The 18,110-nt window shown below is 62.3% G+C and carries 16 protein-coding genes and 1 riboswitch; of the genes, 7 read left to right on the plus strand and 9 right to left on the minus strand.

Annotated elements, in window-relative coordinates:
* Window positions 1–188 precede the first annotated feature (188 nt).
* From IHN22_RS06905 to IHN22_RS06920, 4 genes are all read left to right on the plus strand, one after another.
* On the plus strand, window positions 189–1,034 hold the full coding sequence (locus tag IHN22_RS06905) for a DUF4358 domain-containing protein (protein ID WP_191434357.1): 846 nt from the start codon (window positions 189–191) through the stop codon (window positions 1,032–1,034).
* A gap of 93 nt (window positions 1,035–1,127) precedes the next feature.
* Window positions 1,128–1,598, plus strand: a complete 471-nt coding sequence (locus IHN22_RS06910) for a hypothetical protein (RefSeq protein ID WP_191434359.1) — start codon at window positions 1,128–1,130, stop codon at window positions 1,596–1,598.
* A 247-nt stretch (window positions 1,599–1,845) separates the two neighbouring features.
* Window positions 1,846–4,110 carry an Ig-like domain-containing protein gene (locus IHN22_RS06915; protein WP_191434361.1) on the plus strand — a complete coding sequence of 755 codons (2,265 nt, stop codon included), beginning with the start codon at window positions 1,846–1,848 and terminating at the stop codon, window positions 4,108–4,110.
* Window positions 4,111–4,141: 31 nt separating this feature from the next.
* The gene (locus IHN22_RS06920) at window positions 4,142–5,650 is read left to right on the plus strand and encodes an Ig-like domain-containing protein (protein ID WP_087390584.1); all 1,509 of its coding nucleotides are present in this window, start codon (window positions 4,142–4,144) and stop codon (window positions 5,648–5,650) included.
* 60 nt (window positions 5,651–5,710) lie between these two features.
* On the opposite strand, the gene htpG is transcribed toward IHN22_RS06920, so the two are convergent.
* From htpG to thyA, 6 genes are all read right to left on the minus strand, one after another.
* The gene (gene htpG, locus IHN22_RS06925) at window positions 5,711–7,633 is read right to left on the minus strand and encodes a molecular chaperone HtpG (protein ID WP_191434363.1); all 1,923 of its coding nucleotides are present in this window, start codon (window positions 7,631–7,633) and stop codon (window positions 5,711–5,713) included.
* A 128-nt stretch (window positions 7,634–7,761) separates the two neighbouring features.
* Window positions 7,762–8,799, minus strand: coding sequence for a hypothetical protein (locus tag IHN22_RS06930; RefSeq protein ID WP_300985823.1), 1,038 nt, complete (start codon window positions 8,797–8,799; stop codon window positions 7,762–7,764).
* A gap of 123 nt (window positions 8,800–8,922) precedes the next feature.
* Window positions 8,923–10,293, minus strand: coding sequence for a tRNA uridine-5-carboxymethylaminomethyl(34) synthesis GTPase MnmE (mnmE, locus tag IHN22_RS06935; protein WP_191434365.1), 1,371 nt, complete (start codon window positions 10,291–10,293; stop codon window positions 8,923–8,925).
* A 381-nt stretch (window positions 10,294–10,674) separates the two neighbouring features.
* On the minus strand, window positions 10,675–11,247 hold the full coding sequence (locus IHN22_RS06940; RefSeq protein ID WP_191434367.1) for an NUDIX hydrolase: 573 nt from the start codon (window positions 11,245–11,247) through the stop codon (window positions 10,675–10,677).
* Window positions 11,247–11,726: a dihydrofolate reductase gene (locus tag IHN22_RS06945; RefSeq protein WP_191434369.1), complete on the minus strand. Its 480-nt coding sequence runs from the start codon at window positions 11,724–11,726 to the stop codon at window positions 11,247–11,249. Before IHN22_RS06945 ends, IHN22_RS06940 begins: the two co-directional genes overlap by 1 nt.
* A gap of 12 nt (window positions 11,727–11,738) precedes the next feature.
* Window positions 11,739–12,569, minus strand: a complete 831-nt coding sequence (gene thyA, locus IHN22_RS06950) for a thymidylate synthase (protein WP_191434371.1) — start codon at window positions 12,567–12,569, stop codon at window positions 11,739–11,741.
* Between the two features lie 68 nt (window positions 12,570–12,637).
* Between thyA and IHN22_RS06955 the strand changes: the two genes are divergently transcribed.
* On the plus strand, window positions 12,638–13,210 hold the full coding sequence (locus IHN22_RS06955; protein WP_087268382.1) for an FUSC family protein: 573 nt from the start codon (window positions 12,638–12,640) through the stop codon (window positions 13,208–13,210).
* Between the two features lie 38 nt (window positions 13,211–13,248).
* Here IHN22_RS06955 and mtaB read toward each other — a convergent pair whose 3' ends face one another.
* Window positions 13,249–14,538 carry a tRNA (N(6)-L-threonylcarbamoyladenosine(37)-C(2))-methylthiotransferase MtaB gene (gene mtaB, locus IHN22_RS06960; RefSeq protein ID WP_191434374.1) on the minus strand — a complete coding sequence of 430 codons (1,290 nt, stop codon included), beginning with the start codon at window positions 14,536–14,538 and terminating at the stop codon, window positions 13,249–13,251.
* Between the two features lie 142 nt (window positions 14,539–14,680).
* On the opposite strand from mtaB, the gene IHN22_RS06965 reads away from it, so the two are divergent.
* Window positions 14,681–14,914 (plus strand): HPr family phosphocarrier protein, encoded by a 234-nt coding sequence (locus tag IHN22_RS06965; RefSeq protein WP_191434376.1) that lies wholly within the window; start codon window positions 14,681–14,683, stop codon window positions 14,912–14,914.
* A gap of 45 nt (window positions 14,915–14,959) precedes the next feature.
* Here IHN22_RS06965 and IHN22_RS06970 read toward each other — a convergent pair whose 3' ends face one another.
* Both IHN22_RS06970 and IHN22_RS06975 read right to left on the minus strand, forming a co-directional pair.
* A complete protein-coding gene (locus IHN22_RS06970; protein WP_087188867.1) occupies window positions 14,960–15,577 on the minus strand; it encodes a TatD family nuclease-associated radical SAM protein in 618 nt (205 codons plus the stop codon).
* Window positions 15,578–15,593: 16 nt separating this feature from the next.
* The gene (locus IHN22_RS06975) at window positions 15,594–16,358 is read right to left on the minus strand and encodes a TatD family hydrolase (protein WP_191434378.1); all 765 of its coding nucleotides are present in this window, start codon (window positions 16,356–16,358) and stop codon (window positions 15,594–15,596) included.
* A gap of 327 nt (window positions 16,359–16,685) precedes the next feature.
* A riboswitch (Fluoride riboswitch) is annotated at window positions 16,686–16,758 on the plus strand.
* 162 nt (window positions 16,759–16,920) lie between these two features.
* On the opposite strand from IHN22_RS06975, the gene IHN22_RS06980 reads away from it, so the two are divergent.
* Window positions 16,921–18,102, plus strand: coding sequence for a cation:proton antiporter (locus IHN22_RS06980; RefSeq protein WP_191434379.1), 1,182 nt, complete (start codon window positions 16,921–16,923; stop codon window positions 18,100–18,102).
* The last annotated feature ends 8 nt before the right edge of the window (window positions 18,103–18,110 follow it).

Genomic DNA, 18,110 nt, shown 5'->3' on the forward strand with positions numbered 1-18,110 from the left:
CGGCAAAAGGGACGGATTCCCACGAAAAACGGCCGCCCGGTGGGCGGCCGTTTTTCTCGGAATGACGGGTCTTTGTACGAGCTGCACATTTTGCAACAGCCCCATAAAATTTTTCCTCTTTTGGGGAACCTTTTTGAAAAACTCCCGTCTATCCTTGTGACAACAAACTTGCAAGGAGGACCTTACCGATGAAAAAATTCGGCGCCGCCGCGCTGGCCCTGACTCTGGCCGGCTCCATGACCCTCCCGGCCCTGGCTGTGGAGACCCCCGTGCTCATCTCCGCCAAGGTGGGCTACACCACTTCCATCACCCTCAACGGTGAGAAGCTGGACACCGCCGCTCTGCCTGCCGCCTCCGACTCCATGCTGCCCCTGCGCCTGCTGGCCGAGGCCGACCACGGCAACGCCTACTGGGATCAGGAGGGCAACGAGGCCTGGTTCAACTTCGGCCAGGACAAGATCACCGTAAGCTTTGACGACAACACCATTCTGGTCAACGACGAGCTGGTGAAGGAGAAGGCGGAGGTTACCGCCGGCGTGACCTATGTGTCCTCCGGCGTGCTGGCCCTGCTGGACGGCTTCACCGTCACCTGGGCCGACCCCACCGCTGAGAGCTTTGGCGCCGTGGACATCACCACCCCCAACAACGACCCCATGGTCAAGCTGGCCTACTCCATCATGGAGAGCAGCGAGATGTTCGGCTCCCGCACCTATGAGGATATGCTGGCCGATGCCTACAAGATCCCTGTGGATGAATTTGAGCAGATCGTGGCCTTCTTCCCCATGATCACCTCCCCCGACACCGTCATCATCGGCAAGCTGGCTGAGAACGCCGATGAGAAGGCGGTCACCGATGCCCTGGAGGCCTACCGCAAGAGCCAGGAGGACACCTTCTCCTGGTACCTGTCTCAGCACCTGCCCAAGGTGCAGGACGCCCGCACCGTGATCGAGGACGGCTATGTGTTCTTCTTCATTGGTGAGAACGCCGATCAGGCCGAGCAGATGTTCCGCGACTTCGTGGCTGCTCAGGGCTGAACCTTCCAAGCACGAAACAAGGTCCCGGCTATGGCCGGGACCTTGTTTTTTGCACCGGGAGCCGCTATAATGTGGAAAAAAGGAGGGATCTCCATGGAAGAACACACCCCCGTATCCGCCCCCCAGGCTCTGGAGGACCTGGAGGTCTGCTACCGGGATTTCATCGAGAAGCTGAAGAAGAGCAAGGCCTCCAGTGTGGGCGAGGTCATGGGCAATTTCTTCCGGGCCCAGGGCAACCCCCGGGTGTCCTATGCGGTGGAGGAGTTTGACGCCGCCATGACAGAGCGCCTGACCACCCTGACCGCCGTGCTGGAGACCTGTCCGGCGGAGGAGGCCTGCCGTCTGGCGGTCCAGGCCCTGGAGCTGGTGCTCTTCTATCCCGTCCCCAAAGATAACACCGTGGCCTTTTCCCTGTCTGCCTTTGAAGGGCGGGCCATGGCCCTGCTGCCCTTCCTCCCCCCCGACAAGCAGCGGGAGATCGCCAGCCGCTATGCCAGGCGCACCACACCCCGGCAGATGCTGCCCAATCAGAAGAAGCTGTGGAAGGCCCTCTCCCAGTTCTGAGCAGTCGGAATATCTTCCAAAATTGAATTCATACAAGCCGCGCAAAATGCAGAAAAACCCACTGCTTTGCGCGGTTTTTTCTGTTTCTCCCTGGATATCTTTCCACAAACACTATGCAGCCAGCAAATTGTTTTACCTTAAAAAAGAGTATATAGTTGTGATTGGAAAGAAGGTCCAGCAGGGCAGGGCGAGGAGGCGCCCCGCCCTGTTTGGCCTGAGCGCACCCTGAAGAGGAGGAAGAGATTGTATGAAAAAACGCATCTTGTCCCTGGCACTGACCCTGGGGCTGGTGATGACCCTCTGTCCCACTGCTCTGGCCGCAGGCAAGGGTCTGTCCAACTTCCAGAAGAGCGCCGCCTACACCGCCGGTACCTTTACCGATGTGCCTGCCAGCACCTGGTACACGGAAAACGTCAAGACCGCCTATGAGCTGGGTCTGATGAAGGGCACCAGCTCCGTTGCCTTCTCCCCCGACGGCAACATTACCGTGGGCTCCGCCATCGCCCTGGCCTGCCGGCTCCACAGCATCTATGAGACCGGCGGCGCCAACTTCATCCAGGGTAACCCCTGGTATCAGGTCTATGTGGACTATGCCCTCAAAAACGGCATCATTACCCAGGGCCAGTTTACCAACTATGACGCGGTGGCCACCCGCCGGCAGTTTGCCGCCATTCTGGCCAAGGCCCTGCCTGAGGAGGCTCTGGAGGAGAAAAACACGGTGGAGGACGGCACCATTCCCGATCTGGCCGCCGGTTCCGCCAACTATGACGACATCTATCTTCTCTATCGGGCGGGCATCCTCACCGGCAGCGACTCCAAGGGCACCTTCGTCCCCGAGTCCACCATCACCCGCTCGTCGGTGGCCGCCATCGTCTCCCGCATGGCCATGCCCCAGCTGCGGCAGTCCGTCACCATGAAGGTGGTCCCCGCCACCAAGCTGACCATGAACCAGACCAGCCTGACGCTGGAGGAGGGCAAGACCTCCACCCTTACCGTTACCCCCTCCCCCGCTGACGCCACTGTCACCAACGTGACCTGGAAGTCCTCCAACACCAGCGTGGCTACTGTGGACAACGGCAAGGTCACCGCCGTGAAGAAGGGTTCCGCCACCATCACCGCCACCACCGCCAACGGGGTCAAGGCCACCTGCAAGGTCACCGTCACCCCCGCCCCCGTGGAGGTCACCGGCGTCTCCCTGAACAAGTCCACCATGAGTCTGGCGGAGGGCACCACCGGCCGTCTGACCGCCACGGTGAAACCCAGCGACGCCACCAATGACAGCGTCACCTGGTCCTCCTCCAACACCAGCGTGGCCACCGTCAGCAGCGGCGGCACCGTCACCGCCAAGCGGGAGGGCACCGCCACCATCACCGTCACCACCTATAACGGAAAGACCGCCACCTGCAAGGTCACCGTCACCCCTGAGATCAAGGTCTCCAGCGTCACCGTGGACCCCAGCAGCCTGACGCTGGAGGTTGGGGACAGCGAGTACCTCAGCGCCTCGGTGTATCCCGCCAACGCCACCGACGACAGCGTGGAGTGGGAGTCCTCCGACACCAGCGTGGCCACCGTCAACTCCAGCGGTAAGGTCACCGCCGTGGCCCCCGGCTCCGCCCGGATCACCGCCACCTCCGAAAACGGCCGGTACGACTACTGCCGCCTGACCGTCAAGGCCTCCACCAAGCTGAACTTCTCCGTGCCTGAGCTGAACCACAACTACGGCCCCATGACCATTGTCTACCGCTCCGGCAGCACGGTCACCAACTTCCTGGTGAATGACTTCACCTTCACCAGCGGCAAGCTGCAGTTCGGCAAGGCCCGTCTGGAGGCCACCGCTCAGGGCAGCGTGGGCAGCGGCTCCCAGTACTTCTACGTCCGCATCAATCTGTACGACGCCAGCGGCAAGCTGCTGGACACCGACTACAGCTCCAAGAGCGTGGGCAACAATCAGGACTTCGCGGTAGAGATGACCTTCGATGTGGACCCCACCGCCCTGTCACAGGCCGCCTCCATTGAGTTCGTCAGCTACTCCGGCGACAAGGCCGTGCCCGGCCTGGTGGAGCCTGAGACCCCCGATCCCGAGCCCGAGGTGGACCCGGAGAAGGAGGAGGCCCTGGAGATCGGCGAGCGGATGGAGGGCTATTTCCAGAGCGGTATGAACCATCTGACTCCGGTGCAGGAGTACATGAGCAAGGTTCCCGCCTATTCGGAAAACCCCTACGGCGACTCCCAGTACGTCAAGTTCTCCATTGACGGCATCACCAGCTTCCAGTCCGACGTGGAGAAGGTCATCGAAAACTGCGGCGACAATTCCTATTGGTCCGGCGTCAAAACCCTGGCTGAAAATCTGTTGGAGGATGTGGAGGAGGCCGTCGCCCTGTTTGACCGGGTGGGCAACAGCTCCTCTCCCACCAGCACCGATATCTCCCAGGCCCGCAACTCCTACCTCTACATTCTCAAAGCCTGGAGCGGGGTCATGGACGCCTCCTCCAGCGTGGTCAAAGGTCTGTAATTTCAACATTTACTGAAAGGAGCTCTCTCCCATGAAAAAACGCATTCTGTCCCTGTTCCTGGCTGTGGGCCTGTCGGTATCCCTGCTGACCACCGGCGCCCTGGCCGCCGACGACGGCCTGTCCAACTTCAAGTCCGTCAATACCTACACCACCGGCACCTTTACCGACGTGCCCGCCGACACCTGGTACACCAGCAACGTCAAGACCGCCTATGAGATGGACCTGATGAAGGGCACCAGTGGCACCGCCTTCTCCCCCGACGGCAACATCACCGTGGGCTCCACCATCGCCCTGGCCTGCCGGCTCCACAGCATCTACAACACCGGCGCCGCCAACTTTGTCCAGGGTGATCCCTGGTACCAGGTCTATGTGGACTACGCCGTGAAGAACGGCATCATCTCCCAGGGCCAGTTCACCGACTACAACGCCGTGGCCACCCGCCGTCAGTTTGCCGCCATCCTGGCCCGTGCCCTGCCCGCCGAGGCCCTGGAGGCCAAGAACACCGTGGACGACGGCATGATCCCCGACGTGGCCGCCGGCTCCGACAACTACAACGACATCTACCTGCTCTACCGGGCGGGCATCCTCACCGGCAGCGACTCCAAGGGCACCTTCCAGCCTGAGACCACCATCACCCGCTCCTCCGTGGCCGCCATTGTCTCCCGTATGGCCAACCCCGCCCTGCGGCAGAACATCTCCCTCACCTATGTGAACCTGACCGGCCTGACCCTCACCGGCCTGAGCCTGGAGGCCGGCAAGACCGGCGCCATCTCCGTACAGACGGCCCCCTCCAATGCCACCGTCAAGTCCCTGACCTGGAGTTCCTCCGACGCCAGCGTGGCCAGCGTCAGCAACGGCACTGTCACCGCCCATAAGGCGGGCACCGCCACCATCACCGCCGTGGCCGACAACGGCGTCAGCGGCTCCTGCACCGTCACCGTTACCGCCGCCCCCGTGGCCGTCTCCTCTGTCACCCTGAACCAGACTACCATGACCCTGGACGTGGGCAAGACCGGCACCCTCACCGCCACCGTCCAGCCCGCCGACGCCGTCAACAAGAACATCACCTGGACCTCCTCCAACACCGCTGTGGCCACCGTGTGGAGCGGCACCGTCACCGCCGTGGCCCCCGGTACCGTTACCATCACCGCCTCCACCCCCAACGGCAAGAGCGCTTCCTGCACCGTCACCGTGAAGAAGCCCGCCAGCTCCGGTTACCAGTCCTACTCCCGGTTCGCCGGCGTGCCTGACTTCGGTCTGGTGATGGGCACCTACGCCATGGACAGCACCTATGATCCCTCCGACAACTCCGGCGGCTTCTTCTACTCCTACACCAGCATCAAGAACGCCGGTCACGGCGAGGACTTCGCCGAGCGCTATGACGCCGCCCTGGTGGCCAGCGGCTTCCGGTACATGGACAGCTTCGTCAATGACGACGGCGGCACCACCCTGATTTACACCAACGGCACCTACTTTGTTATGATGGGCGCCAGCGTGGCCGGTGGTGTTCCCGGCATTCTGATCGTAGTTACTCCCTAAGTTTACAATTCCACGCAAAAAGGCCCCGCTGCCGTTGGCAGCGGGGCCTTTTGTGATTCATTACTTCATCAGGGAGCACACCAGCTCGGTGTAGCCCGCGGGGTCGGCCAGAGGCAGACCGGCAATGAGCTGGGCCTGGGCATACAGCAGCTGGGCGTACTTGGCGGCCAGGTCCTTGTCCTCGGCCACCGCCCGCTTCAGGGCGGCAAAGGCGTCCGAATCGGGATTGAGTTCCAGCACCCGCTGGGCCTTCATGTTGTCGGCGTTGTCCGGGTCCATCCGCTGGAAGTACTTCTCCATCTCCAGAGTGATGGGGCCGTCGGTGGTGAGGCACACGGCGCCGCTCTTCAGGATCTTGGACAGGCGGGCTTCGTGGATGTCGCCCCCCAGGGTCTCCTTCAGGAAGTCCAGCACCGGCTTGTTCTCCTCCGCCTTCTGCTCCAGGGCGGCCTTCTCCTCGTCGGTCTCAGGCAGGGCGTCGTCGTCGTCCACCGACTTGAAGGCCTTGCCGTCCACCGCGCCCAGCACGTTGACCACGAACTGGTCGGCCTCGGCGGTGAGGTAGAGGATCTCGTAGCCCTTGTCCCGGATACGCTCGGCCTGGGGCAGCTTGTCCAGCTTGGCGGTGTCCTCGCCGCAGGCAAAGTAGACGTACTGCTGGTCCTCGGGCATCCGCTCCTTGTACTCGGCCAGGGTGGTCAGCTTGCCCTCCTTGGAGGACCAGAACAGCAGCAGGTCGCTGAGCAGGTCCTTGTGGACGCCGTAGTCGGCCACCACACCCATCTTGATCTGGGGACCGAAGGCCTTCCAGAAGGTCTCGTACTTCTCCCGGTCCTCCTTCTGGAGGCGGAGCAGCTCGGCCTTGATTTTCTTCTCCAGGTTGTTGGCAATGACCTTCAGCTGGCGGGTGTGCTGGAGCATCTCGCGGGAAATGTTCAGGGAGAAGTCCTGGGAGTCCACCACGCCCTTGACGAAGCGGAAGTGCTCGGGCAGCAGGTCGGCGCACTTGTCCATGATGAGCACGCCGGAGGAGTAGAGCTGCAGGCCCTTCTCATATTCCCGGGTGTAGAAGTCGTAGGGGGCGTGGGAGGGGATGTAGAGCATGGCCTTGTACTCCACAGTGCCCTCGGCGGACACGTGGATCACGCTCAGGGGGTCCTCCCAGTCGCCGTACTTCTCCTTGTAGAACTGGTTGTATTCCTCGGTCTTGACCTCGCTCTTGGGCCGCTGCCACAGGGGCACCATGGAGTTGAGGGTCTCCCACTCGTCATAGTCCTCCCACTCGGGCTTGTAGTCGTCGCCGGCGTCCTCCGGGCGGGGCTTCTGGCGGGACTTGTGCATGAGCATGACGATGGGATAGTGGATATAGTCGGAGTACTTCTTCACCAGATCGGCGATACGGTACTGCTCCAGATACTCGTCGTAGTGGTCGTCGTCGGTGTTGGCCTTGATGTGGAGCACAATGTCGGTGCCCACCTTGTCCTTCTCGCAGGGCTCGATGGTGTAGCCGTCGGCGCCGTCAGACTCCCACTTCCAGGCCTGGCCGGCGCCGTAGGCCTTGCTGGTGACGGTAACATGGTCGGCCACCATGAAGGCGGAATAGAAGCCCACGCCGAACTGACCGATGATGTCGGTGGTATCCCCCTCGGCCTTCTCCTGCTTGGCCATCTCCTGCTTAAACTGGAGGGAGCCGCTGCGGGCGATGGTGCCCAGGTTCTGCTCCAGCTCCTCCTTGGTCATACCGATGCCGTTGTCGCTGATGGTCAGGGTACGGGCGATCTGGTCGGGGGTGAGGGTGATCTTCAGCTCTGACCGGTCCAGGCCCACCTTGTCGTCGGTGAGGGCCTTATAGGCCAGCTTATCCATGGCGTCGCTGGCGTTGGAGATGATCTCCCGCAGGAAGATCTCCTTGTGGGTATAGATGGAGTTGATCATCAGGTCCAGCAGTCGCTTGGATTCCGCCTGAAATTCTTTCTTTTCCACGATGAATGCCTCCTGTATATGAAAGTGTTTTTAAAAACATAGCGTTAGCACTCAATTATCCAGAGTGCTAACGCTATCATAATCCTTCGTATGAAAAATTGCAAGGGGGTTCAAGAAATGTTTACAATTCACCCCTCCCCGTCTATCTCCCAGTCGTATTCCCGGAACAGGATGCGGAAGGAGGGGATGTTATCCCGGCCCAAGTTGGAGGTCTCCACCGTGAAGCGCCAGGCCCTGTCGGTGAGGACGGCGGACACCACCACATCCTCCCCGTCCTGGGCCACAGTGACATCCTTTAAGAAGTGGCTGTCCCGGCCCAGGGAACCCGCCGGGAAGGAATAGGGGTACAGGTCCTCCGGGTAGTCTCCCAACCACTCATCTACATCGGCTTCTGTGCTTCCGCTCTCCAGGCAGGTGTTGTACAGGCGGATGGTGAAGATTCTGCCCTCCGGGTCAAAGGCGGTGGAAAAGGGCGGGATGGTGGTGACTGCCGGGAAGAAGGAGACCACCTTCTCCGGGCTGTCCCCGTTGGGGATAAAGGAGAAGGACAGGCCGTCGGCATCGATGCGGGCGTCGTAGAGCTGCTCATACCGCCCCCACTCCTTGGGTGGATCGGCGGCCTCGCTGGAGGTCCCCATGGAAAAGGGCTGGGTTGGGTCCAGCCAGGCGGTTTCCTGGTAGGACTGGATGGCCCCCCAGTCCTGGTCGGGATGGATGGAACCGTGCTCGTCCCCCACCACCCACACCGTACGGATCTCCGGGAGACCCTTCCAGGCGGTGCCTGCGTCCCACCCGGTGGTGGTGTAGCGCACCTCACCGGGACCTGTGATCTCATAGGCGGTAAACTGGCTCCTGCCGGCCAGCTGTACCCGGCGGCCGGTCTGACCAAACACCCAGGCCAGCAGGGCGCATTCGGGGTCATTTTCATAGCCGTACTCCACCAGATAGTCCCCCTCATAGGGAGTGACCTTCCTCACCTCATAACCCTCCTGGTTGTAGAGAGTATGGATGCTCTCCTCCTGTACCGGCAGTATGGTGAAGTCGTATTCCGCCGCCGGAGCGCTCTCCTTCGGTGGGGGCGTGGTCTGCGTCTCAGCAAGTGTCTGCGCCGCGCAGCCGCACAGGGCAAGGGCCAGCAGCAGGGCAGGCAATACCGTGCGTTTCATAACAGTGACCTCCTTTTCTGCCTCCATCCTACCATGTTCCGTGGTACAGAGGGTTACAGGGCCGGTGCCAATGTGGAGACAAGGGGTTACAAAGCGCAAAAAAGGAGCGGCCAAAGGCCGCCCCTATTTTCCAACACAGAACCGCTCGAAGATGCGGGCGGTGATGTCCTCCCGGATATTGGCTCCGGTGAGCTCGCCCAGGGCGGACAGGGCCTCCTCCACGTCGGTAAGGAGGGCGTCGGGGGTGACCCCCGCCTCCAGGCTCTCCTCCGCCCGGGCCACGCTGTCCAACGCCCGCCGGGCGGCCTCCGCCTGCCGGGCGTTGGTGAGCAGTTCTCCCGCCCCTCCCACGCCCACCGTGGGGAAGAGTCCTTCCACCAGCTCTCCCAGCTTGTCCAGCCCCTGGCCGGTCTTGGCGGACACCGACACCACCGGTGGCATCTCCTCCACCCCCAGCACCGGCATGGGCTTGGAGGGCAGGTCCGCCTTGGTGCGTACCAGGATCACCGGCGCGTGGTCTCTGGCATCGGCCAGCAGGTCCCAATCCTCCTCCCCCAGGGCCGTGGAGCCGTCCCACAGCACCAGGGCCAGAGCGGCCTCCTCCAGCGCGGCACGGCTGCGCTCCACGCCGATGCGCTCCACGGTATCCTCGGTCTCCCGGATGCCGGCGGTATCAATGAGCCGCAGGGTCACGCCCCCCAGCACGCACTTGGCCTCCACCGTGTCCCGGGTGGTACCGGGGATATCGGTGACGATGGCCCGGTCATAGCCCACCAGGGCGTTAAGCAGGGAGGATTTGCCCGCGTTGGGCCGCCCCACCAGCACACAGGGCACGCCCCCGGCAATGTACCTCCCCCGCTGGTAGGTGGCCAGCAGGTCCTCCAGGGCGGTTCTGGCCCCAGTGAGCCCCTCCCGGATGGTGTCCGCCCGGAAGGGGTCGATGTCCTCGTCGGGATAGTCCAGCACAGCGTGGAAGTGGGCCAGCAGGTCGGTGAGACCGTCATAGATGGCCCCCACCCGGCGGCCCAGAGCGCCGGAGAGCTGACCGGCGGCCTGATACACGGCGGCGGGGGTCTCGGCGTCAATGAGGTCGGCCACCGCCTCCGCCTGGGTCAGGTCCAGCCGCCCGTTGAGGAAGGCCCGGCGGGTAAACTCCCCCGGCCCCGCCTGCCGCACCCCCTGGGCAAAGAGGGCCTCCAGCCCCAGAGAGAGCACCGCCGGGGAGCCGTGACACTGCACTTCCGCCGTATCCTCCCCGGTATAGCTGTGGGGGCCGTGAGAGATGGTGGCCAGGGCCTGGTCGATGACCTCGCCCCCCGGCCCCAGCAGCTCCCCCAGCACCAGATGCCGGTCCTCATATGCCGTCAGAGGTTTGCCCCCCAGGGGCCGAAACACCGTAGAGACCGCGGCAATGGCCTCCGGCCCGCTGAGACGGAGGATGCCGATGGCACTGGGAACGGCTGGTGTGGCGATGGCTGCGATGGTGTCGGACATGGTCTTTCCTTCCCGTCTCCCGCTGTGTGGAAACTTTGGCAATTCTGCCGTGGATTTTTCCCTTGACTACTTTTATGTCTACCGGAATATGCATAACGGTTGTTTTCCACCAGTGTGGACAAGTGTGGAAAACCCTGTGGATAATGTGGAAAACCCTGCGGGGCAACGCGCCTCCGCTTGCTTACCGTTTTTTTACATTGCATACCCGTCTGTATATGCCGTGTCAAAAGATTTTATGGTCCCACATTTTTTGTCAGGTTGTCAAAAAAATTGATTGGTTTTTGGGCAAGTCGGCACTTGCGCCGGGCTGGCGGGCATGATACCATTACCATATGGTAACCGTCTGCCGCGCATGGCCCCAGCCCTTGTGCGGCAGATCTTTTACGGTCTTTTTCCCACCAGACGGCGGGCCCGCTCCAGCAGCTTGGTGTATACCTCATCCATCTGCCATTCGTTGGTGATGGACAGCAGCTTGTCCGCCGGCAGCCAGGCCACCCCTGTATTCTCCCCCTCCCGGTAATGGAGGGGGTCTGTCTCGTCTGCGGTCAACAGATAGGTGAGATTCAGGTGCTGATGGGAGGGCACCCACGCCCCCCGCTTCACATGGCCCCACACCGGCAGGATCTCCAGGGAGGCCAGCGCCGTGCTCAGGGGCCGGATGTGCTCCACCCCCGTCTCCTCCCGGGCCTCCCGCAGGGCCACCGACAGCAGGTCGGCTTCCCCGTCGGCATGGCCGCCGGTCCAGGCCCATACCTGATAGAGGTTGTGGTGAGCCATGAGCACCTTACTGGCGTCGGCGTTGACCACAAAGCCGGAGGCGGTAAAGTGGGCGATCCTGTTCTGCCGGGTCAGAAGGTTATCAGGGAACAAGCGCAGGTACTCCAGCATCATTTCCTTGTCCCCGGCCTCCTGCTGGTTTTGTGGCACATAGGCCGCTATCTCCTCCCGGTACATCAGTTCACCCTCTCATAGGTCACATAGCGGAAGGGCAGGCCCTCGTGCTCCAGCGGATCCCCTTCCTCCGTCACCTGCCACGACGGATCGGCGTCCAGGTCGGGGAAGAAAGCATCGGCGGGCCAGGCCTTGTCGATCTTGGTGATATAGGCCTTGTCACAGTAAGGCAGCAGAGCCTTATATACGCTCTCCCCGCCGATGACGAAGGCATCCGCCGGGGCCGCCTCCAACAGGCTGTCCACATCGGCAAAGACCCCCGCCCCCTCGGGGGCGAAGGCGGCATTGCGGGACAAAATCAGGTTGCGCCGGTTTTTCAGGGGCCGGCCGCCGGGGAAAGTGGCCAGAGTCTTGCGCCCCAGAATGACGGCGTGGCCGGTGGTGAGGGTCTGGAACCGCTTCAGGTCGGCGGGGATATAGCACAGCTGATCCCCGTCCTTGCCGATGGCCCAGTTCTGGTCCACCGCTGCAATGAGATTCATGGCATATCCTCCTTACACCGCCACCGGGATGGGCTTGTCCAGGGTGTGGAACTGGTAGCCCTCCAGCTTGAAGCTGTCCTTGGTGAAGGTATAGAAGTCGGTGACGGAGGGGTCCATCCACAGCTTGGGGGCCTCATAGGGGGTGCGGGCAATGATCTCCTCCACCACCGGCACATGGCGGTCATAGATGTGGGCGTCGGCAATGACGTGGACCAGCTCGCCGGCCTCCAGGCCGGACACCTGGGCCATCATGTGGACCAGCGCGGCGTACTGCATCACGTTCCAGCCGTTGGCGGTGAGCATATCCTGGCTGCGCTGGTTGAGGATGGCGTTTAGGGTCCTGCCGCTGACGTTGAAGGTCATGGAGTAGGCGCAGGGGTAGAGGGCCATCTCGTGGAGGTCGTGGTGGTTATAGAGGTTGGTCATGATCCGCCGGGAGGCCGGGTTGTGCTTCAGGTCATAGAGCACCCGGTCCACCTGGTCAAACATCCCCTCGGCGTACTGGTGCTTCACCCCCAGCTGATAGCCGTAGGCCTTGCCGATAGAGCCGCTCTCGTCGGCCCAGGCGTCCCAGATATGGCTGTTCAGGTCGTGGATGTTGTTGGACTTCTTCTGCCAGATCCACAACAGCTCGTCCACCGCGCTCTTGAAGGCCATCTTCCGGATGGTCTGAACAGGAAACTCCTCCCGCAGGTCGTAGCGGTTGACGATACAGAATTTCTTCACCGTGTGGGCGGGGGTACCGTCCTCCCACCGGGGGCGCACCTCCTGGTCGGTGTCCCACACCCCATGGGCCAGAATATCCTTGCAATTTTGAATAAACAGCTCGTCTGCTCTGCTCATCGCGTACCTCCCGTTTTTCAAAAACCTCGACTGATCTCAAAATCAAACATCAGGAGTGTGACTTCACCATGAAAGACGCCCCCGCCTCCGGCTCCGCCACCACAACCCACCATCTGCATCTGCACATCGGCCTGCGCAATCTGAAAACCGCTCTCTCCGCCTCTCTGTGCGCCCTGATCTATCACTTCTTTCTCAGTGAGCGCAACCCCACCTTCGCCTGCATCGGCGCCATCTTCGGCATGGGAGCCAACATGGACCACTCCAAGCTCCACGGCGGCAACCGGCTCTTCGGCACCATCATCGGCGGCCTGCTGGGCATGGGGCTGTTCCGCATCTATCTGATCTTCTACCCCGACGGGGAGAACCGGCTGCTGCTGGTGCCTCTACTCTTTGTGGGCGTCATCATCCTGATCCTGCTGGCCCAGACCTTCTGGGTGGGAGCGGTACAGCCCGGCGGCGTGGTGCTGTGCATCGTCCTGTTCAACACGCCGGTGGACACCTATGTGTCCTACGCCCTGGACCGGATGTTTGACACCGGCATGGGCGTGGCCATGTCCCTGCTCATCAACTATCTCCTTCCCCGGGAGCGTCTGGAGCCCTGGGTGGAGAAGTTCAAGGCAAAGTTTCATCGCAACAAGTAACGCAGGGCGGGAGGCCAGCCCCCGCCCCGCAGTCCCCGTTACGGCACAAGCTCACCCAACAGGCCTTCTCCATGAAGGCCTGTTATTTTTACGTCTTGTATCACATTATGTAATCCCTGGCCCGAAACAAAGACCTCGGTGTAGTTGGGGGCGTGGCCCCGCCACAGGCCGTCCTTCTCCTCCTCGAAGAGAACGGGCAGAGTCTGGCCCACCCAGCTCTCCAGCCAGGCCTGGTGGAGCCCACGGGCCACCTCACCCGCCCGGTGGGCCCGCTCCTCCTTCACCGCGTTGGAGCACTGGCCGGCCATGGCGGCGGCAGGGGTGCCGGAGCGGCGGGAGTAGGGGAAGATGTGCATGGCGGAGAAGGCGCACTTTTGCACAAAGTCCAGAGTCTGGACAAACTCCTCCTCGGTCTCGCCGGGGAAGCCCACGATGAGATCTGTGGTGATTCCGGGCCGGTCAAAGTATTCCCGCAGTAATTTGACGCTCTCATAATACCGCGCGGTATCATATTTCCGGTTCATTCGCTTCAAAACGCTGTCGCACCCCGACTGCATGGACAGGTGGAAGTGGGGGCACAGGTTGGGGATAGCCGCCCCCCGGCGGCAGAAATCGGCGGTGATGGTGCGGGGCTCCAGAGAGCCCAGCCGCACCCGGCAGTCCGGCGCGGCGGCGCACACCGCCTCAATCAGGTCCATCAGCTCCGGCTTGCCCTCCAGATCCCGGCCCCAAGAGGAAATCTCAATGCCGGTGAGCACCAGCTCTTTGTAGCCCTCCTCTGCCAGCTTGGCGGCCTGGGCGGCAGCCTCGGCAGCGGGCAGGGAGCGGATGGGGCCCCGGGCGTAGGGGATGATGCAGTAGGTGCAGAAGTTGACGCAGCCGTCCTCCACCTTCAGCATGGCCCGGGTGCGGCCCTCCAGGCCGCCGGCGGGCAGCCGCTCGAAAGTGCGGCGGCGGAGGGCGTCGTCCACGTCCACCACCTGGCCCCCGTCGGGGCTCAGGGCCTCCAGCCGGTCCAGAAAGCCCATGCGGTCGTTGGTGCCCATCACCAGGTCCACCTCCAGAGCCTCCACCGCCTCGGGGTCGGTCTGGGCGTAGCAGCCGCACACCGCCACAATGGCGTGGGGGGAGCGCTTACGGGCCTGCCGGATCATCTGGCGGGACTTCTTGTCGCTCACCGCCGTGACGGTGCAGGTGTTGATGATATAGGCGTCGGCCTCCCCGTCAAAGGGCACCAGAGTGTGGCCCCGGCGGGTGAGCTCGGCCTCCATGGCCTGGGTCTCGTACTGGTTCACCTTACAGCCCAGGGTATAGATCGCTGTACGCATACGCTTTCCTCTCTTTACAGGCGTTTTCCTGTTGAAAAACCTCTGACTTGCCAGTATAATAAACAGGACAGAGTTTCGATATCCCCTATTATACGGAATTCCAGTTTGATTGCAAGGATAATATTCGTTCAGGAGGTGCCCCATGTCTGAATTCCAGGTTTCTCTGGCCTCCATCCAGGAGGTCCGCCAGTTTGTCAATGCCGCCACCCGCTCCCCCTGCGAGGTGGACATTCTGTCCGGCCGCTATGTGGTGGACGGTAAGTCCATTATGGGGCTGTTCTCTCTGGACCTGTCCCACCCGGTGACAGTCCGCCTCCACGGCAGCGACGGCGATCAGGCCGCCTTCCGTCAGGCGGTTGATGCCTTTGTCAAGTGAAGTAAAACAAACTGGGGCGCTGCTGTTGCAGCGCCCCAGCTGTTTTTAATCCTCGATATAGGCCCGGATGCGGAGGGTGACTCCCAGCTCCTCCGTGATGGCCCGGCAGCGGTCGATCTCCGCCTGGGTCTTGTCCTTGTCCACGATGGTCATCACCACATGGGGCACATGGGCCTTGGCCTTCCTGGCGAAGTCCAGCATGGCCTCCCAGGCCTTGACCCCGTCCCTGGGCTGGGTGACGGCGCAGTACTCCTCCGCCGTGGAGCCGTTTAGGGAGATGGACACGGTGTCGATGCGGCCGGACAGCTCAGGGGTCACATCCCGGCCCAGGATCAGGTTGGCGTGGCCATTGGTATTGATGCGGATGGGAGGCAGGTTGGGCACCTTCTCCTTCAGCTGGTCCACCAGCCACAGGATGTCGTCGGTGCGGTACATGGGCTCGCCGAAGCCGCAGAACACCAGCTCCCGGTACTTGGAGTAGTCCCGGGCCAGCAGGTCGTCCAGGGCCTCCTGCCGGGTGGGCTCGTGGTCCAGCCACAGATCGTCAGCGTAGATGGAGCCCTTATGGCCGTTGTGCCGCAGGCAGAACACGCACCGGCAGTCGCACCGGTTGGTCAGGTTCACATAGAGGGCGCCTTCGTACTCATAGGAAATGGTCTCCATAAAAATACCTCCTTACTCACAGGCCGAAAAACCGTTTTCCATTCTCCAGGGTAATCTGTAATACTTCTTCTGTGGTCAGTCCCTTCAGCTGGGCCACCGTCTGGGCCATCAGGGGGATGAGGGAGGAGTCGCACCGGCGGCCCCGGTAGGGCTCGGGAGCCATGTAGGGGGCGTCGGTCTCCAGCATGATCCGGTCCATGGGCAGCCAGCTTATCACCTCAGGGGCCCGGCGGGCGTTCTTGAAGGTGATGTTGCCGGTGAAGGAGAGCATCCATCCCTTGTCCACCAGCACCTTGGCGTCCTCAATGCTGCCGGCGTAGCAGTGGAACACACCCCGGGCGTTGGGATGGGCCCGGACCATGTCCACGCAGTCCTTGTGGGCGTCCCGGTCGTGGACAATGGCGGGCAGGTCCAGCTCCTCCGCCAGGGAGAGCTGGGCGTCAAAAAAGTCCCGGGAGTTGGCCCGGTCCTCGGGGGTCTTGACCCAGTAGTAGTCCAGGCCGATCTCCCCCACCGCCACACACTTTTTGTGGGCGCACAGGGCGCGGATCTCATCCAGCTGGGACATGGTCACGCCCTCCAGGTTCTCCGGATGGAACCCGGCGGCAAAATAGAGATAGTCGTAGCGCTCCGCCAGGGCCATGGACTGCCGGGAGGACTCCAGGTCACAGCCGGGGCACACCACCAAGTCCACCCCCTTGTCCGGCAGCTGAGCCAGCAGGGCATCCCGGTCGGCATCAAAGGCGTCGTCATAGTAATGGGCGTGGGTATCGAAGATCATAAAGGCCTCCTGTGGTCTTGTTTTTTTCATCATAATGTCTGCTGAATCAACCGCAACGCGGTTGATTGGCGCGGCAGGGCCGCGCAATTTCACAAAACGGCGTACTTCGCTGTTTTGTGAAATTGCGACATTGTGACAATGCGTATGTTCGCCGGAACGAAACACGTCCCGGCGAACGGCGCAAGGGGTTGGGGCAGTATCGCCCAAGCCCCTTGCGCCGCAAAACCGAACGCCTTGGCCTGCTGTGCGTTCGGTTTTGCTCTGTACGCATTATCATACTCCCTTTTCCCACAGTTGACAAGGGGATCAGCCTGTGGTATACTGCCACCGAAATACGGGGATGAGGTCCGCCCGGGGCATTTGCCCGAACCGCCGTTTGGCTGATGACTTCTGCAATTTGTTGCAGGGGGCATTGGCTTTTTTGTTGCGCAAAAACGCAACAAAAAAGAGAGATGTGCCATTTCCTCGCCCCGTTGGGGCAACCGGAAATGATGCACAACCCTTCCTGTGCGGCAATGCCGCGCAGGAAGGGTGACGCCCTCTGGGAAGGATGATGTGTGTTATGTTGACAAGTTTAGGCTTTGTGTTGCTGCTGGGCCTGGCGCTGGGCACCCTGGCCACCAGGCTGCGGCTGCCCTCCCTGGTGGGTATGCTGCTGGCGGGCATTCTGCTGGGGCCCTGCGTCCTCAATCTGCTCTCCCCCTCCCTGCTGGGGATTTCCGCCGACCTGCGGCAGCTGGCCCTGGTCATTATCCTCACCCGGGCGGGTCTGAGTCTGGATGTGGAGGATCTGCGCCGGGCGGGACGGCCCGCCATCCTCATGTGCTTCCTGCCCGCCGCCTTTGAGGTGCTGGGCATGGTGGTACTGGCCCCCCGGCTGCTGGGGGTGAGCACCCTGGACGCCGCCATCATGGGCGCGGTGGTGGGGGCGGTCTCCCCCGCCGTCATTGTGCCCCGGATGCTCAAACTGATGGAGGAGGGCTACGGCACTGCCAAAGGCATCCCCCAGATGGTGCTGGCAGGGGCCTCGGTGGACGACGTGTTTGTCATCGTCCTCTTTACCTCCTTTACCGGCATGGCCCAGGGTGGGTCCTTCTCCCCCGCCGCTCTGGCCGGGGTGCCGGTGTCTATTGTACTGGGTGCGGCCTTCGGCCTGCTCATCGGCTTTGTGCTGGCAAAGTTCTTTGCCCGGTTCCATATGCGGGACTCGGTGAAGGTGGTCATTCTGCTCTCCCTGGCCTTCCTGCTGGTGGCTCTGGAGGATGCGGTGGAAGCCTGGGTGCCCTTCTCCGGCCTGCTGGCGGTGCTGGGGGCCGGTCTGGGCCTGCGGCGCTGGCGGCTGGTGGTGGCCCAGCGGCTCACCGCCAAGTTCGGCAAGCTGTGGGTGGGGGCCGAGATCATGCTCTTCGTGCTGGTTGGCGCCGAGGTCAACCTGCCCTATGCCGCAGCCGCCGGTCTGGCCGCCGTGGCCACGGTGCTGGGGGTACTGTGCTTCCGGGCCCTGGGCGTGCTGCTGTGCATGGCAGGCAGCCGACTCAACAAAAAGGAGCGGGTCTTTGCGGTGCTGGCCTATCTGCCCAAGGCCACCGTCCAGGCTGCCATCGGCGGCGTGCCTCTGGCCATGGGCCTGGGGTGCGGGCAGATTGTGCTCACCGTGGCGGTCATTGCCATCCTGGTCACCGCCCCCCTGGGCGCTTTCGCCATCGACTTCACCTACAAAAAGCTGCTCTCCAAAGACAAGTAAGAGCGGCC

It is taken from the genome of Flavonifractor sp. An112 (genome assembly GCF_904377885.1).
Taxonomy (GTDB): domain Bacteria; phylum Bacillota; class Clostridia; order Oscillospirales; family Oscillospiraceae; genus Flavonifractor; species Flavonifractor avicola.

Coding starts and splice junctions, on each gene's coding strand:
- IHN22_RS06910 (WP_191434359.1), top strand. CDS start 1,128: ATGGAAGAACACACCCCCGTATCCGCCCCCCAGGCTCTGGAGGACCTG.
- IHN22_RS06930 (WP_300985823.1), bottom strand. CDS start 8,799: ATGAAACGCACGGTATTGCCTGCCCTGCTGCTGGCCCTTGCCCTGTGC.
- IHN22_RS06945 (WP_191434369.1), bottom strand. CDS start 11,726: ATGAATCTCATTGCAGCGGTGGACCAGAACTGGGCCATCGGCAAGGAC.
- IHN22_RS06965 (WP_191434376.1), top strand. CDS start 14,681: ATGTCTGAATTCCAGGTTTCTCTGGCCTCCATCCAGGAGGTCCGCCAG.
- mtaB (WP_191434374.1), bottom strand. CDS start 14,538: ATGCGTACAGCGATCTATACCCTGGGCTGTAAGGTGAACCAGTACGAG.
- IHN22_RS06905 (WP_191434357.1), top strand. CDS start 189: ATGAAAAAATTCGGCGCCGCCGCGCTGGCCCTGACTCTGGCCGGCTCC.
- IHN22_RS06975 (WP_191434378.1), bottom strand. CDS start 16,358: ATGATCTTCGATACCCACGCCCATTACTATGACGACGCCTTTGATGCC.
- mnmE (WP_191434365.1), bottom strand. CDS start 10,293: ATGTCCGACACCATCGCAGCCATCGCCACACCAGCCGTTCCCAGTGCC.
- IHN22_RS06940 (WP_191434367.1), bottom strand. CDS start 11,247: ATGTACCGGGAGGAGATAGCGGCCTATGTGCCACAAAACCAGCAGGAG.
- IHN22_RS06920 (WP_087390584.1), top strand. CDS start 4,142: ATGAAAAAACGCATTCTGTCCCTGTTCCTGGCTGTGGGCCTGTCGGTA.
- thyA (WP_191434371.1), bottom strand. CDS start 12,569: ATGAGCAGAGCAGACGAGCTGTTTATTCAAAATTGCAAGGATATTCTG.
- IHN22_RS06980 (WP_191434379.1), top strand. CDS start 16,921: ATGTTGACAAGTTTAGGCTTTGTGTTGCTGCTGGGCCTGGCGCTGGGC.
- IHN22_RS06955 (WP_087268382.1), top strand. CDS start 12,638: ATGAAAGACGCCCCCGCCTCCGGCTCCGCCACCACAACCCACCATCTG.
- IHN22_RS06970 (WP_087188867.1), bottom strand. CDS start 15,577: ATGGAGACCATTTCCTATGAGTACGAAGGCGCCCTCTATGTGAACCTG.
- IHN22_RS06915 (WP_191434361.1), top strand. CDS start 1,846: ATGAAAAAACGCATCTTGTCCCTGGCACTGACCCTGGGGCTGGTGATG.